The sequence below is a fragment of the Vagococcus sp. WN89Y genome, from assembly GCF_052220145.1.
GTDB lineage: Bacteria > Pseudomonadota > Gammaproteobacteria > Enterobacterales > Enterobacteriaceae > Kosakonia.
In genome coordinates, this window is record NZ_JBQPOM010000032.1 from 39,930 (window position 1) to 52,757 (window position 12,828).

Sequence of the window (12,828 nt, forward strand, 5' to 3'; positions counted from 1 at the left end):
TGGTCGGATGAGTTCTACTGTAGCCGTCGTTACGGAAAATGGAACTGCGGCAGCGAAGAATGTGATGGAATTCAAAGATTGTTTCCCCTTCGCGCCTGTTGCAAGGGCGAAGGGGGAAACTTACGCTTGCGCGGGCACCATTCGTAAAGCGGACAGCGCGCGGCCAGCGGCTTGCAACACCTGTTCACACAGCTCAATGGTCAACGTCAGCGGCGGCTCGATACGGATGGTTTTGGCGTTATTCAGCGTTCCGGCTACCAGCACGCGCTGGCGGAACATCTCACTGGCAAAGTTATAGCCTGTTTCGTTATCAACAAATTCAATCGCCATCAACATGCCTCGGCCCCGTACCTCATGTATCAGTTCAGGGTACTGGCGTGCCAGCGCCTGAAAGCCATCCAGTAGCATGTCGCCTTTCTGCTCTGCCTGCGCGGGCAGGTTTTCTTCCAGCAGCACATTGATAGTTGCCAGCGCTGCCGCACAGGCGAGCGGATTGCCGCCGAAGGTGGTGGTGTGCAGGAAAGGATTATCGAACAGCACTGAAAACACCTCTTGCGTGGCGATGGTGGCGCCAATCGGCATCACGCCGCCGCCCAGGGCTTTGGCAAGGCACAGAATGTCCGGCTGCACGTTTTCATGCTCGCAGGCGAACATTTTGCCCGTGCGTCCCATACCGGTTTGCACCTCGTCGAAAATCAGCAGCGCGCCGAACTCATCACAAAGCTGACGAACCGCAGGCAAATAGCCCGCAGGAGGCAAGATGACGCCGCCTTCACCCTGGATAGGTTCAAGGATCACCGCCGCCACATCGTCACCGGTTTTATGGCAGGCGCTCAGCAACGTGCGCATTGCGTCGATATCGCCAAACGGCACATGGCGAAAACCGGGCAGCAGCGGCATAAAAGGTGTGCGGAAGGTGGATTTAGCGGTTGCCGAGAGCGCGCCGAGGGACTTGCCGTGGAACGCACCGCTGGCGGCCACAAACGTAAATCTGCCCCGTGGAGACTGGTATGCTTTGGCGAGTTTCAGCGCAGCTTCGACGGATTCTGTCCCGCTGTTACTAAAGAAGCTGTATTTCAGTTTGCCAGGCGTCAGCGCCGCCAGGGTTTTAGCCAGCATCGCCCGTAGCGGGTCCAGAAGCTCCTGGCTATGCAGAGGTTGTTTAGCGAGTTGATTCTCTACGGCGGAAACCACAACTGGATTACGGTGCCCCACATTAAATATTCCAAATCCACCCAGGCAATCCACAAACTCATGTCCCTGGGTGTCGACAAGCGTATTTAAACTCCCTGCTTGCCATTCTACGGCTCCGTAATCCCCGCCAGCGGTAACAGATTTTCGATACTCTAAAAAACCCGGATTAATATGCTCTTTGAAATAATCGACGACCTCTCGGTTTAAAGCTTTCATTTCTTCATGATCAAGCGTTCGCTTTTCGATGAGATTCAGGGCGTGAGCGCTGCACGCTAAAGCCGATGCGCTGGAAGGTAACCTGTTCAAAATATGCTCCCGGAGCTGGCGTATCACGTGATACCAAATTAAGTATTGCAGGGATTACGCCACTTCAGCACAAGCGCTGAAAATCGGGATAAACACCAGGGCAAAATAAAAGAGTACAAAATTTAATCATGCCGTAGCGCTTTAAAGCGCGTTTTGGCGTGATTAAAAATTGAGCTATTTTTGTGCTATTTTTAATAGGCGGTGCCAGAACAGTGCAAGCCATGTTTACTCATGGTGCGGTGTTAAAAGTGCTAATCAGATGAGTTTTCGGCGAATTAAAGAAAATCAAGATTTTATAAAGCATGCAATAAATGCGGTTTTAATCAAAACTGCGATCTAATTCAAATTTAACAACTAAAGATAAATTAATTATCGCCGAAATAACATCTGCAATTTTTTTTAACAGTCACACAACCTGCACAGGACGCAATCATGTCTTCTCCTCCGTACGTCAGCCAACAAAACTTTGAGTTGGACGATGATGCCACGCTTATGTCGACCACCGATCCGCAAAGTCAGATCACCCATGCGAACGATGCTTTCGTGCATGCCAGCGGTTATCGTCTGCAAGAGCTCGTCGGCCAGCCGCACAATATTGTCCGCCATCCGGATATGCCCAAAGCCGCTTTTGCTGATATGTGGTGCACCCTCAAGCAGGGAGAGCCGTGGAGCGGCGTGGTAAAAAATCGCCGGAAAAATGGCGATCACTACTGGGTACGTGCGAATGCAATCCCGATGATACGTGGCGGTAAGCTCAGGGGGTATATGTCGATTCGCACCCGCGCGACGAAGGAAGAGATTGCCGCCGTGGAGCCGCTCTATAAAGCGTTGCGCAAAGGGCACGGCAATAAACGTATTTATAAAGGTATGGTTATCAGCAAGCACTGGTGGGGAAAAGTTGCCAGTGTACCGCTGCGCTGGCGCGCCCGAAGCGTGATGGTGTGTATTTGGGTCGCCCAGTCGCTGGCCCTGTGGCTGGCTGGTAGCGGCTTGCCAGCGCTGGGAGTCGCTACGCTGGCGCTACTGCTGGGAGCGATAGCTTCTGAGTGGCAAATTGTTCGCCCGGCGGAAAATGTCGCGCGCCAGGCGCTGAACGTTGCAACAGGCACAAGCGACAGCGTCAAGCCGCTCAATCGCAGCGATGAGCTGGGGCTAACGTTGCGTGCAGTAGGGCAACTGGGGCTAATGTGTCGCTGGCTTATTAATGATGTATCCGGGCAGGTGAACAGTGTGAGCAATGGCAGCGAAACGCTGGCCAAAGGCAATGACGATTTAAATGAACGCACCCGCCAGACTGTGGCCAACGTGCAGCAGACTGTCGCCACCATGAATCAGATGGCAGAATCGGTGAAAACGAACTCCGAAACGGCTACGGCTGCAGACCAGCTCTCCAGTGCGGCCAGCAGTGCGGCAATTGAGGGCGGCAAGGCCATGCAAACGGTGGTGCATACAATGGATGAAATAGCCGACAGCACGCAACAGATTGGCTCAATCACCAAGCTGATTAATGATATTGCTTTCCAGACAAATATTCTGGCGCTAAATGCGGCCGTCGAGGCGGCACGGGCGGGAGAGCAGGGTAAGGGTTTTGCGGTGGTTGCAGGCGAAGTGCGCCATCTGGCAAGCCGTAGCGCCAGCGCGGCTAACGATATTCGTAAACTTATTGATGCCAGCGCCAGCAAAGTACAGTCAGGTTATGATCAGGTGCATGCGGCGGAGCGTACCATGGAAGATATTGTCAGCCAGGTGCAAAACGTGAATGCGCTGATTGCTCAGATAAGCCAGTCTTCGTCAGAACAAGCTGCCGGGCTGACCGATCTCACGCGAGCCGTAGCAGAGCTGGATGCGATCACGCAGAAAAATGCGGGCCTGGTCGAAGAAAACGCAACTGTTTCGGCAATGGTGAAGCATCGCGCCGGGCGTTTGCAGGACGCGGTGTCCGTACTGCATTAAGCTTCCGCGTGTTTCCTCTCAACCGCCTGCTTTTCCGGGCGGTTTTTTTATCGACAAAATAAATGTTGTTATTGTGTGATAATAATATTTTAGTATTGTTAATTTATTATTGGGTGCGCATCTAATTATCGCGAGCTTATATTATGTCGCGATTTATATTTTATTGGGGATTAATAATAATTAAGCCGCATTAATATATGTGGTCATTAGCAGTTATTACGAACATATAACGATCGATAAAGTGTCATTAATCGTTCTTATCTATCAGTGTGAGTGGTAAATAAATAAAAAAACGATCAAACTCATAAAGTTAGCGTAATGGTTACCGATAACGTGTAGTGGTTGCATTCCTTTGATTTGCGCCAGGGACTTAAGCACGCCTTCAGGATCGTGGCGCGGCGCTTTCGTCAGTAAAATAAGCCAGTCTATGGAGAAAATATGTTTTTACGCGACGTAAAAATAGGCACGAAGTTATTTCTTGCGTTCGGGTTTTTTATTGTGTTGATGGTGGTAAGTTCTTCTCTTTCACTTTTCAGCCTGAACCGCGCAAATAATGGAATGCAGAAGATAGTGCATACAGACTATCCCACCACAGTGAAGGCCAACCAACTTGTCAATGACTTCAATAATTTTACCAATACCCAGCAACTGATGCTGCTGGATAGCGAAGGTAAATGGGCGGCGCAGACCCAGCAGCAACTTACCGATATCAGTTCTCGTATTACCGCATTGTTTGCTGACTTGTCGAAAAACGCGCACGACGACGCATCACAGAAAATTCTTGCCGAACTTCAGGTTATCCGTAAACAGTATCTTGATTCCCGCTTCCGCATCCTTGATGCCGTAAAAAATAGCGATCGCGCAGCGGCTATCGAAGAGATGATGACCACGACTGTCAATTTACAAAATGCCTACAAAGCGAAAGTGATGGCGCTGATTACGATTCAGGATCGGCAAATGCGTGATGCAGGCGATCGGGTGCAGGAAGATTTCACCTCCAACCGCCTGATGCTTATCCTGCTGGCTGTGCTGAGTATCGCCGCAGGCAGCCTGATGGGGGGGTACATCGTGCGGATGATTACGCGGCCTCTGGGCGAAGCGGTTGAATTTGCCGAAGCGATTGCAGGCGGTGATTTGACCCGTAACATTCATTCACGTCACGGCGATGAAACGGGTGTGTTGCTGCGCGCGCTCTCAGAGATGAAAAACCGCCTGGTAGAGATTGTTCATCAGGTACAAAACGGCTCTGAAAGTATCTCCAGCGCGGCAGCGCAAATCGTTGCAGGCAACCAGGATCTGGCAGCCAGAACAGAAGAGCAGGCCAGTTCTGTTGAGCAGACGGCAGCATCGATGGAGCAAATTACCGCAACGGTTAAAAACACCGCAGAACATACGTCTGAAGCCTCGCAGCTTTCAGCCGGGACGGCAACGGTTGTGAAAAGTAACGGTGAGATGATGAAGCAGGTGACGGAGAAGATGCGCGTTATCAACGACACGTCTAACCGTATGTCAGATATCATTAACCTGATTGATGCTATCGCTTTCCAGACAAATATTCTGGCGTTGAATGCGGCGGTGGAAGCGGCGCGCGCTGGCGAACATGGTCGTGGTTTTGCTGTTGTTGCAGGCGAAGTACGCCAGTTGGCACAGAAAAGCGCCTCGTCGGCGAATGATATTCGTCATTTGATTGAAAGCTCGACCAGCCAGACCCGGGAAGGCATGTCGCTGGTGGAAAAAGCCAGCTCGCTGATTAACGGTATGGTGAATAACGTTGAAGAGATGGACGTGATCTTGCGAGAGATTGGCCAGGCAAGCCGCGAGCAGACCGACGGGATTTCGCAGATTAACAGCGCCATTGGGCTTATCGACTCAACCACGCAGCAGAACTCCAGCCTTGTGGAGGAGTCCGTGGCTGCCGCCGCTGCGCTAAATGATCAGGCGCTGCATCTGCGCGAGCTGGTGAAGGTTTTCCGCCTGCACGATGCACCGGTGCCTGCTTAATCCAGCTGTGAAATATCCCGCGCAGCATCAACAGGCGCAACATTTTGCAGGTATAGGCAGGCTTTCAGCCAGCGCCATGCGTTAATGACTGCTTAATCCAGTTGTGAAATATCCAGCGCTGCGCGGTCGATAATACCGATTATCTGTTTAAGCTGCGCGGCGCTGAGCTCGCCCTGATTGACGCGTAAATCCAGCACGGCTTTAAAATTTTCCAGCGCCCGTTTCATTTGCGGGTTCTTACGCAGCTGATAGCCAATATTGCGTGCGCTGATCCGCTGCTGGATTTGCTCCAGATGCGCCTGGTGTTCAGCAAGCCAGTGCTGGCCTAATCGGGTTATCGCGATTTTCTTACGCCCGTTCTCCTCTTCACTGACGCTGATGAACTCGTGCTCTTCTAAGAGATCCAGCGTCGGATAGATCACGCCAGCGCTCGGCGTATAGTTGCCCTGAGTCAGGTTTTCGATCTCTTTAATCAGTTCATAGCCATGGCTGGCGTTATTGCCGAGTAAATAAAGGATCACCAGCCGCAACTCGCCGTGGCCGAAAAAGCGCTGACGGCGGCCATGATGGCGCTCGCCGTGGGCTTCGTTGTGATGAGGTCGCATTCAGTTCTCCGGGATAATCTGATATATCTAATTTATATCTAAAGATGCTTTGTGAACAGTTTAAAAGTTATTTATTTTTATAATTTGTTGATTGATAAATGCTTTTGTTCTCGTTTGGCAAGCCGTGCGCTTGCGAGAGCTATATCGTAAAAAGATCTTGCCTTCTTTTGTATTAACAATCATTATCATTTGCACAATATTTAGATATATCGAATTTATTTCACGAAGGCCGATTATGACTATCCAAAAACGATACCCTCAGCGCGTGCGAAATGAGCTGCGTTTTCGCGAATTAACCGTTTTACGTGTCGAAAAGCCAGGCGTTGGTTTTCGCCGCGTGGTGCTTGGCGGCGAACAGCTTGATGGTTTCACTTCACGCGGTTTTGATGATCACTGCAAAGTTTTTTTCCCAAAACCAGGGGAGCATTTTCTGCCGCCAGTGGTGACCGATGAGGGGATTCTTTGGGGCGACGGTCCGCGCCCGGCCTCGCGTGATTATACGCCGCTGTATGATGCCAGTCGGCACGAACTGTTGCTGGATTTCTATATCCATAACGATGGTGTAGCCTGCCAATGGGCGCTGAATGCTCAGCCAGGCGATACACTAACCATCGGCGGGCCGCGGGGTTCGCTGGTGGTGCCGGAAGACTATGCCTGGCAACTGTATGTGACCGATGAATCAGGAATGCCCGCATTGCGGCGTCGCCTGGAAGGGCTAAGTCAGCTTGCTGTGCGCCCGCATGTCACGGCGGTTATTTCAATCAACGATGCTGCTTATCAGGACTATCTGGCGCACCTGGACGGTTTTGATATCCGCTGGGTGGTCGGGCATCAGCAGGAGCGCCTTGCCGATGCGCTGGCATCCCTCTCTGTTCCTGCGCAGGATTATTTTATCTGGTTAACCGGGGAAGGAGAGGTGGTGAAATCGTTAATTAATCACTTTGAAACGCTGGCAATTGATACGCAATGTATGCGTGCGCAGGCATACTGGCATAAAAAGTAACAAGATGGCCCGCAATCTCATCGGGCCTGTTGCATTCAGGCAACTTCGTCGTATTCAGCTTCGCTGACCTGTTGCTCCAGCGCCTGGCGAATCTCATTAAGCGCTTTTTCCTGTTGGCTGAAGTAGGTTTCTTGATCGCCAAGCGAAGAGACCAACTGCCAGGACTCTTCTTCTTCAAGCGCTGCCAGTTCTTCAATCAGACTGGTAATATGCTGCTTAACTTCCCCGATTCGCTGGCGCAAGCGCTGCAGATCATTTAAACGGTCGCTTGCCATTAGCGGTTCCAGTCCTTTTTGCAGGCGGCTCAGAATCGAGCGAATGGCTTTCAGATCGCCTCGCTGGCGAGCCTGATTCAGCTGTACCATTGTGCCGTTAGCTTCTTCCTTCAACTCATTATCGACCAGGTCCGGGTGGCAGAGTTTGCTGGCCTGGCGCCACAGGCGTTTCAGCTCCAGACGTTCATCTTCGCTCATTTTTTGCTCAAAGCTGAAGCGGCGTTCCGCGTCGTGTTGCTGCTCCTGATGATTTTCATACTCATGGCGTGCTTCTTCCCGTGCCTGGCGAGCGGGTTCTTCCTCACGCGTAAGGCCGCGCTCAAGTTCTTGCGCTTCAGCCAGTAATGAAGCAATTAACTCATTTTGCTGCTGCAAATGTTTACGCGCTTCCGCCGCCTGCATAGAGTGCGCAGGCATGCTTAGCCAGCGCTGTGTCAGCGTATTCAGCACGTCGACGGCCTGGGAAAGGTATTTCTGGCAGCGCAGGTAGTCTGCCTCACGGCGTCGGGCTTCTGCTTCCTGGCGGCGAACTGCCGCTTCAGCGAGAATTTTACGCAAGCGCAGGATCTGTGACATCAGCGGCCCAAGGCGATTCATATAAAGGTCGTTGAAATCATCCAGCAATTGCAGGCGCGCATTGCGCTTATCGATCAACTCGCGCAGTTGCTCCTCAAGAGCCTTCAGTTCAAGTTTACTCGCTGCAACCTGCGGGTCCTGCCAGGCGACGACGGAACGCTGGCTTTGCAACCAACTGGTGATGGCGCGCATCGCTTCGCTGTAATTCTTCTCATCAAGCGCATGGACGATAAACGCCAACTCCGGGTCCGTGACTTCATTTTTCAGCAAAGGAAGCTGACTCAGGATGATCCCGTCATCCTCCAGTTCGATGGCGTATTTAATGATTTCAAGCCGTTTTATAGGTTTGTTCATGGCGTTTCGTCAAAGCGCTTAATGAGTCGGTTAAAGGTCCGTTCTCATATTACATGGGACATATTTCAATGCGTAAGCATTTATATGAAAAATATTTTGTGAATCAAGAAATTCCACGTAAGTCTGCGTTTTAGCCCATTTTTTAAGCTTAAGGCGAAGGGGGAATCAGCACTCCAGTGCATCTGCTCATGTAGTTTTAGCCTCGAACACGTTTCGGTGTATACGTCATGGCGCTATACGGCCAGCGTAGCTTCTGGCACAAAATTCAGGGGAAAGTAAATGCGAAAAATTATTTTTCATTAAGATTTTTATCTCAACTATTATTAATGACTCCAGTAATAAGAACATTTTAATTAATTAGCTAAAGATAATTTCCTGACGTAAATATAATGATTCGCGTGACCAAATTCACAACATCAAGTAATTCATAATGCTAATATCAACGCCGCTGAAGATTAGCGCTATAAGTTGTATCAATAGATTAAATTTATTGTATTAATCTTCAGTATGAAAATTAGCGAGTAGTGTTTGTTCTGGTAAATTTCAGCGTTTATTAGCTGTAGCAGTAAAATATTAAACAGATGAAAGATGTTATATCCAGAATATGCTTGTTGTTAATGGAAGCTGTTTTGAATACTACGATGGAGATGTGAGATATGTTTACGATTCTGGATCAGGCTCTGGTTGAATTAGACCGAATGAATACGTCCGTTTCTGCACCGCATTCGGTTGATGAGAGCAAAGCTAAAGAGATGTTAAGCTATCTGAAATCATTAGGTTTTCCTCTGGCGGGTGAGAGGATCAGGAAATTTGGCCTGATAAAAGGATGGAATGAAGAATACACCAGAAAAATGGCAGGGTGGGCAGATAAAATTAATGTCGGCGAACGGGTTGTTATTAAACATCCTGGACAGCTCACTGAGTTATTTAAAAACAGACTAACCGACCATTTATAAAAATATCTGTTTCATAACGAAGGCCACAATGTTGGCCTTTTTTAAATGCCTGATGCAATATTATGAGGTGTGTTATTACACTTTGCTATATTTTATATAGATAAAAGATATCGTGATAACCCATAAGATAGCCAGTGGTGCATTATAGTCAGGGATAAAGCGAAAAATAACGCACAACCCCATCACCATGATAGCGAAAAGGATTTCAGGAAAAAATGATTGCAGCAGCCACAAAAACATACACTTAATTATTTTTAATAACTTCACCCAAAACATTTTTGTTTTCCCTGATTATCAGCAGAAAATATTCTGATAAATATCGCCCGGAATTGGCATCGCAAATATAAAATTATAAAATCAGCACGTCAACGATCAGAGAAGCATAAACGTGCTGCCTGGTGGAGGTAAAGGAAAAACCTCTCTCATGCTCATTGTTACATCATATAAAAGATCGGATGAATGGTCTGCCAAAATCAGGAAAGACTGCCTTTTTGGGCCTCACAGGTCTGGTGCGCCCATGGTAATGTGACAGCCAGGTCGTCTCTGTATCTGATTCGCGCGAACTTTGAGAAATATCTGCAAATTGCTTAGCAAACCCTCAGCCACTATGTATTTGAACGCAGCGCCAGGTATCAGCTCAACCAGCATCGCTGTTGTAGTGTGCGCTCTCCAGTTCGTTGTGGGGAGAGGTCAACCGTGGTTGCCTAAATAACACTGGTGCGATGATTTTAACGGGGTCGATTGCTGAGCCATAACGCTGGTATGCCAATTTCAGATTTTGTCGAGGCGGTATTTTAATGCCTCTGCCATCGATTTTATTGCGATATATAAATTTTGAGCGCCACTTTTGGGACAATCTGACACTAAGATAATAAAAAAGCCATCACAAGGGATGGCTTAATCATATGATTTTAAAGCTAAAATTTGGTGGCCCCTGCTGGACTTGAACCAGCGACCAAGCGATTATGAGTTCCTACCGGAACAACCGAAAATCAATAGTTTGCATTTAAAAACAGCAAGTTAGATTATCAAAAATTATCTACGATTATCATTGTTACTCATTTTTACCGCCACTTTATCGCCACTCACGGCTAATGGATTGAGCTTAACGGCATCCTCCAAATGGTCAGGGGCGAAGTGAGCATATCGCATAGTCATTTTGATATCTGTATGGCCGAGTACGCGCTGCAAGACCAGAATATTACCTCCATTCATCATAAAGTGGCTGGCGAAGGTGTGGCGTAAAACGTGGGTAAGTTGCCCAGCCGGTAATTCGATGCCTGTTCTTTCCAGCGCAGACCGGAATGCGCCATAGCAATCACTAAACAACTGACCTTTTTTATCACCAGGCAGAGATTCGTAAAGCTCTTTGCTAATGGGTACGGTACGGTTTTTTCTGCCTTTCGTGTTGGTGTAGGTAATTTTATATTTCGCGAGCTGACTTTTTCTCAGGCTCTCAGCCTCAGACCATCGAGCGCCAGTGGCGAGACAAATTCTTACCACGGTTTCTAAATCAGGGTGGTCATGCCGCTTACATTCTCCGAGCAACAGCTCAATCTGGTCTTGAGTTAGCCAGGCCATTTCCATTTCTTCTGTGCGGAAGGGGCGCATATTTTTCAGTGGATTTTCCCCCTTCCATTCTCCGAGGCGATTAAGCTCATTGAACACCGCCCGAAAGTAGGCCAGCTCAAGATTAAGTGTGCGGGGCGATACCTCTTTAACCCTGTTTGAGCGGGCATATTCACCCTTTAACCGCTTTTCACGGTAGCGGGAAAACATCTGCGCATCGAAGTCGCGTGCGAGCGGTTCGCCCATACACTCAAAGGCATGATGCATTGCTAACTGACGTTTTAGTCCGTCTTTCAGAGTAATGCCGTGAGCGCTATACCATGCGTCAATTAACTCTTTGACAGTGCGCCTGTCTTCTTTTTCTTCCTGCCACGGATTTTGAACCGTATATTGTTCAAAGGCCAGCGCCTCGCCTTTGGTAGCGAATTTCTTTCTAATGCGTTTGCCTTTCGCTCCGTTTGGATAGAGCTCGCAAATCCAGCCGCCAGCAGGATTTTTACGGACGGTCATCAGTTAACCTCGCTGTAAACCCCAATCACTCGACCGATTGTTTTTATGTCGTCGACATGGCATTCGAAAGGTACTTTTCCTCCGGCAACGTGCAGTTTTTTACCAGGTAAAATAGTTAACTCACGAATGCTTTTAGCTCCCTCAATGTCTACAAGCCATGCTCCATCTGATAGTAAGGCATCGGGTTCAATAAAATGCGCAGCATTGTCTGTCAGAATGCGTTGTGGGTTGCTTGGAGTTCGGCTGAAGAAAGTTTTTGATATTCTCAAATTGGAACCTTCTATCAACCTACCTTCACTTAGTGTGAATGATTTAACTGTTAAATCTTCATATCCGGTAGATGTATTAACGTTGCTGCCAGATAGTTTTTCTCCTTTACCAGTGAGCAACCACTCTACGTTTGCACCTGTTTCCAAAGAACAGTGAACTATGAAGTCATAAGAGATAGCACCACGGGTATAGCGGTTTTGAAGAGAGCTGGCCGCGATGTTGAAGTGCCGTGCAAGCTGGATTTTTTGCGTAAATCCGTAGACCTCACAGATTCTGTCTAAGACATGCTCGTTACTGATTCCTGAATCGATTTCCATAAAATTCGCACTCACGTATTGACCGTTGCGGCTTATGCGCATTAATATGCGGCTAAACCTTAATTCATTGATGATAATCGCTGACAATCGAAGAGCTTCAATGACAATTATTGATAAACAGGGAATGATGCAATATGGCTTCTGAAATTACAATTGTGAAAATTCCAAGTGCGATAGTCTCCCCCCATGAATTTGCAGCTCTAGAGAGAGTCTCTATCGCTACAGTTCGTCGCTGGACTACGGGTAACAATCCTTGCATACCAATCGAGCCGCGAGTCATTAAGCCAGGCAGCAAACGAGCAAGCGGTATGGTTCGCATCTATTATGCGCGCTGGAAAGAAGACCAGTTGCGTAAGGCATTGGGTCATTCCCGTTTTCAACTCATCATTGGTGCTTGATTCACTTTATGTGAATTATAAGGACGCAACATGTTAGATTTTCGCGTTTCCTCACATGCACATTTTGATGAGTCGTGCAGGAAATTTGCAGCTACGCACAATGTGAAAGAGCTTGCGGATAAAGCAGGCATTAAACCGCACACGTTATATAACAAGCTAAACCCGGAGCAGCCGCACCAACTGACACCTCGTGAAATTTGGCTGCTGACTGACCTGACCGAAGACTCAATTCTCGTTGACGGTTTCCTGGCTCAGATTCATTGCCTGCCATGCGTGCCGGTTAACGAGATGGCAAAAGACAAATTGCAGTCTTATGTCATGCGCGCAATGAGCGAACTCGGTGCGCTGGCAAGCGGTACCGTAGCAACAGAGCGTCTCACGCCCGCACGTAAGCACAGCATGATTGAAAGCGTTAATGCTGGTATTCGCATGCTGTCTTTATCAGCACTGGCCTTACAGGCGCGGCTTCATGTTAATCCGGCAATGTCGGGCATGGTTGATAGCGTGAGCGGCATCGGTGCCTCTTTCGGGCTGATTTGAG

Annotated in this window: 11 protein-coding genes; 6 read left to right on the forward strand and 5 right to left on the reverse strand. The window is 48.6% G+C overall.

Annotated elements, in window-relative coordinates:
* Nucleotides 1–120: 120 nt before the first annotated feature.
* Nucleotides 121–1,527, reverse strand: a complete 1,407-nt coding sequence (gene ygjG, locus ACTU3N_RS13870) for a putrescine aminotransferase (RefSeq protein ID WP_443086725.1) — start codon at nt 1,525–1,527, stop codon at nt 121–123.
* Between the two features lie 405 nt (nt 1,528–1,932).
* On the opposite strand from ygjG, the gene ACTU3N_RS13875 reads away from it, so the two are divergent.
* Both ACTU3N_RS13875 and ACTU3N_RS13880 read left to right on the forward strand, forming a co-directional pair.
* Entirely contained in the window at nt 1,933–3,453 is a 1,521-nt protein-coding gene (locus ACTU3N_RS13875; RefSeq protein WP_443086726.1) for a methyl-accepting chemotaxis protein, read from the forward strand.
* Between the two features lie 438 nt (nt 3,454–3,891).
* On the forward strand, nt 3,892–5,454 hold the full coding sequence (locus ACTU3N_RS13880; RefSeq protein WP_443086727.1) for a methyl-accepting chemotaxis protein: 1,563 nt from the start codon (nt 3,892–3,894) through the stop codon (nt 5,452–5,454).
* Between the two features lie 92 nt (nt 5,455–5,546).
* Here the strand turns inward: ACTU3N_RS13880 and ACTU3N_RS13885 are convergent, their stop codons facing one another.
* On the reverse strand, nt 5,547–6,059 hold the full coding sequence (locus ACTU3N_RS13885) for a PadR family transcriptional regulator (RefSeq protein WP_443086728.1): 513 nt from the start codon (nt 6,057–6,059) through the stop codon (nt 5,547–5,549).
* A 235-nt stretch (nt 6,060–6,294) separates the two neighbouring features.
* Here ACTU3N_RS13885 and ACTU3N_RS13890 point away from each other — a divergent pair, with 235 nt between their 5' ends.
* Entirely contained in the window at nt 6,295–7,062 is a 768-nt protein-coding gene (locus tag ACTU3N_RS13890) for a siderophore-interacting protein (RefSeq protein ID WP_443086729.1), read from the forward strand.
* A 35-nt stretch (nt 7,063–7,097) separates the two neighbouring features.
* Here the strand turns inward: ACTU3N_RS13890 and ACTU3N_RS13895 are convergent, their stop codons facing one another.
* The gene (locus ACTU3N_RS13895; protein WP_443086730.1) at nt 7,098–8,267 is read right to left on the reverse strand and encodes a hypothetical protein; all 1,170 of its coding nucleotides are present in this window, start codon (nt 8,265–8,267) and stop codon (nt 7,098–7,100) included.
* A gap of 656 nt (nt 8,268–8,923) precedes the next feature.
* Between ACTU3N_RS13895 and ACTU3N_RS13900 the strand changes: the two genes are divergently transcribed.
* The gene (locus tag ACTU3N_RS13900) at nt 8,924–9,223 is read left to right on the forward strand and encodes a DUF1889 family protein (protein ID WP_443086731.1); all 300 of its coding nucleotides are present in this window, start codon (nt 8,924–8,926) and stop codon (nt 9,221–9,223) included.
* Between the two features lie 1,035 nt (nt 9,224–10,258).
* Here ACTU3N_RS13900 and ACTU3N_RS13905 read toward each other — a convergent pair.
* Together ACTU3N_RS13905 and ACTU3N_RS13910 are read right to left on the reverse strand one after the other, a co-directional pair.
* On the reverse strand, nt 10,259–11,302 hold the full coding sequence (locus tag ACTU3N_RS13905; protein ID WP_443086732.1) for a phage integrase: 1,044 nt from the start codon (nt 11,300–11,302) through the stop codon (nt 10,259–10,261).
* Entirely contained in the window at nt 11,302–11,904 is a 603-nt protein-coding gene (locus ACTU3N_RS13910) for a phage repressor protein CI (RefSeq protein WP_443086733.1), read from the reverse strand. The genes ACTU3N_RS13905 and ACTU3N_RS13910 overlap by 1 nt, the downstream gene beginning before the upstream one ends.
* Nucleotides 11,905–12,023: 119 nt before the next feature.
* Between ACTU3N_RS13910 and ACTU3N_RS13915 the strand changes: the two genes are divergently transcribed.
* Nucleotides 12,024–12,287 carry a hypothetical protein gene (locus ACTU3N_RS13915; RefSeq protein WP_443086734.1) on the forward strand — a complete coding sequence of 88 codons (264 nt, stop codon included), beginning with the start codon at nt 12,024–12,026 and terminating at the stop codon, nt 12,285–12,287.
* A gap of 30 nt (nt 12,288–12,317) precedes the next feature.
* Complete coding sequence (locus ACTU3N_RS13920) at nt 12,318–12,827, forward strand: phage regulatory CII family protein (RefSeq protein ID WP_443086735.1); 510 nt, start codon at nt 12,318–12,320, stop codon at nt 12,825–12,827.
* The last annotated feature ends 1 nt before the right edge of the window (nt 12,828 follow it).

Excerpts from the sequence above, each read along its gene's own strand:
- ACTU3N_RS13880 (WP_443086727.1), top strand. The coding sequence starts at position 3,892 with ATGTTTTTACGCGACGTAAAAATAGGCACGAAGTTATTTCTTGCGTTC.
- ACTU3N_RS13875 (WP_443086726.1), top strand. The coding sequence starts at position 1,933 with ATGTCTTCTCCTCCGTACGTCAGCCAACAAAACTTTGAGTTGGACGAT.
- ACTU3N_RS13905 (WP_443086732.1), bottom strand. The coding sequence starts at position 11,302 with ATGACCGTCCGTAAAAATCCTGCTGGCGGCTGGATTTGCGAGCTCTAT.
- ACTU3N_RS13915 (WP_443086734.1), top strand. The coding sequence starts at position 12,024 with ATGGCTTCTGAAATTACAATTGTGAAAATTCCAAGTGCGATAGTCTCC.
- ACTU3N_RS13920 (WP_443086735.1), top strand. The coding sequence starts at position 12,318 with ATGTTAGATTTTCGCGTTTCCTCACATGCACATTTTGATGAGTCGTGC.
- ACTU3N_RS13895 (WP_443086730.1), bottom strand. The coding sequence starts at position 8,267 with ATGAACAAACCTATAAAACGGCTTGAAATCATTAAATACGCCATCGAA.
- ACTU3N_RS13900 (WP_443086731.1), top strand. The coding sequence starts at position 8,924 with ATGTTTACGATTCTGGATCAGGCTCTGGTTGAATTAGACCGAATGAAT.
- ACTU3N_RS13890 (WP_443086729.1), top strand. The coding sequence starts at position 6,295 with ATGACTATCCAAAAACGATACCCTCAGCGCGTGCGAAATGAGCTGCGT.
- ACTU3N_RS13885 (WP_443086728.1), bottom strand. The coding sequence starts at position 6,059 with ATGCGACCTCATCACAACGAAGCCCACGGCGAGCGCCATCATGGCCGC.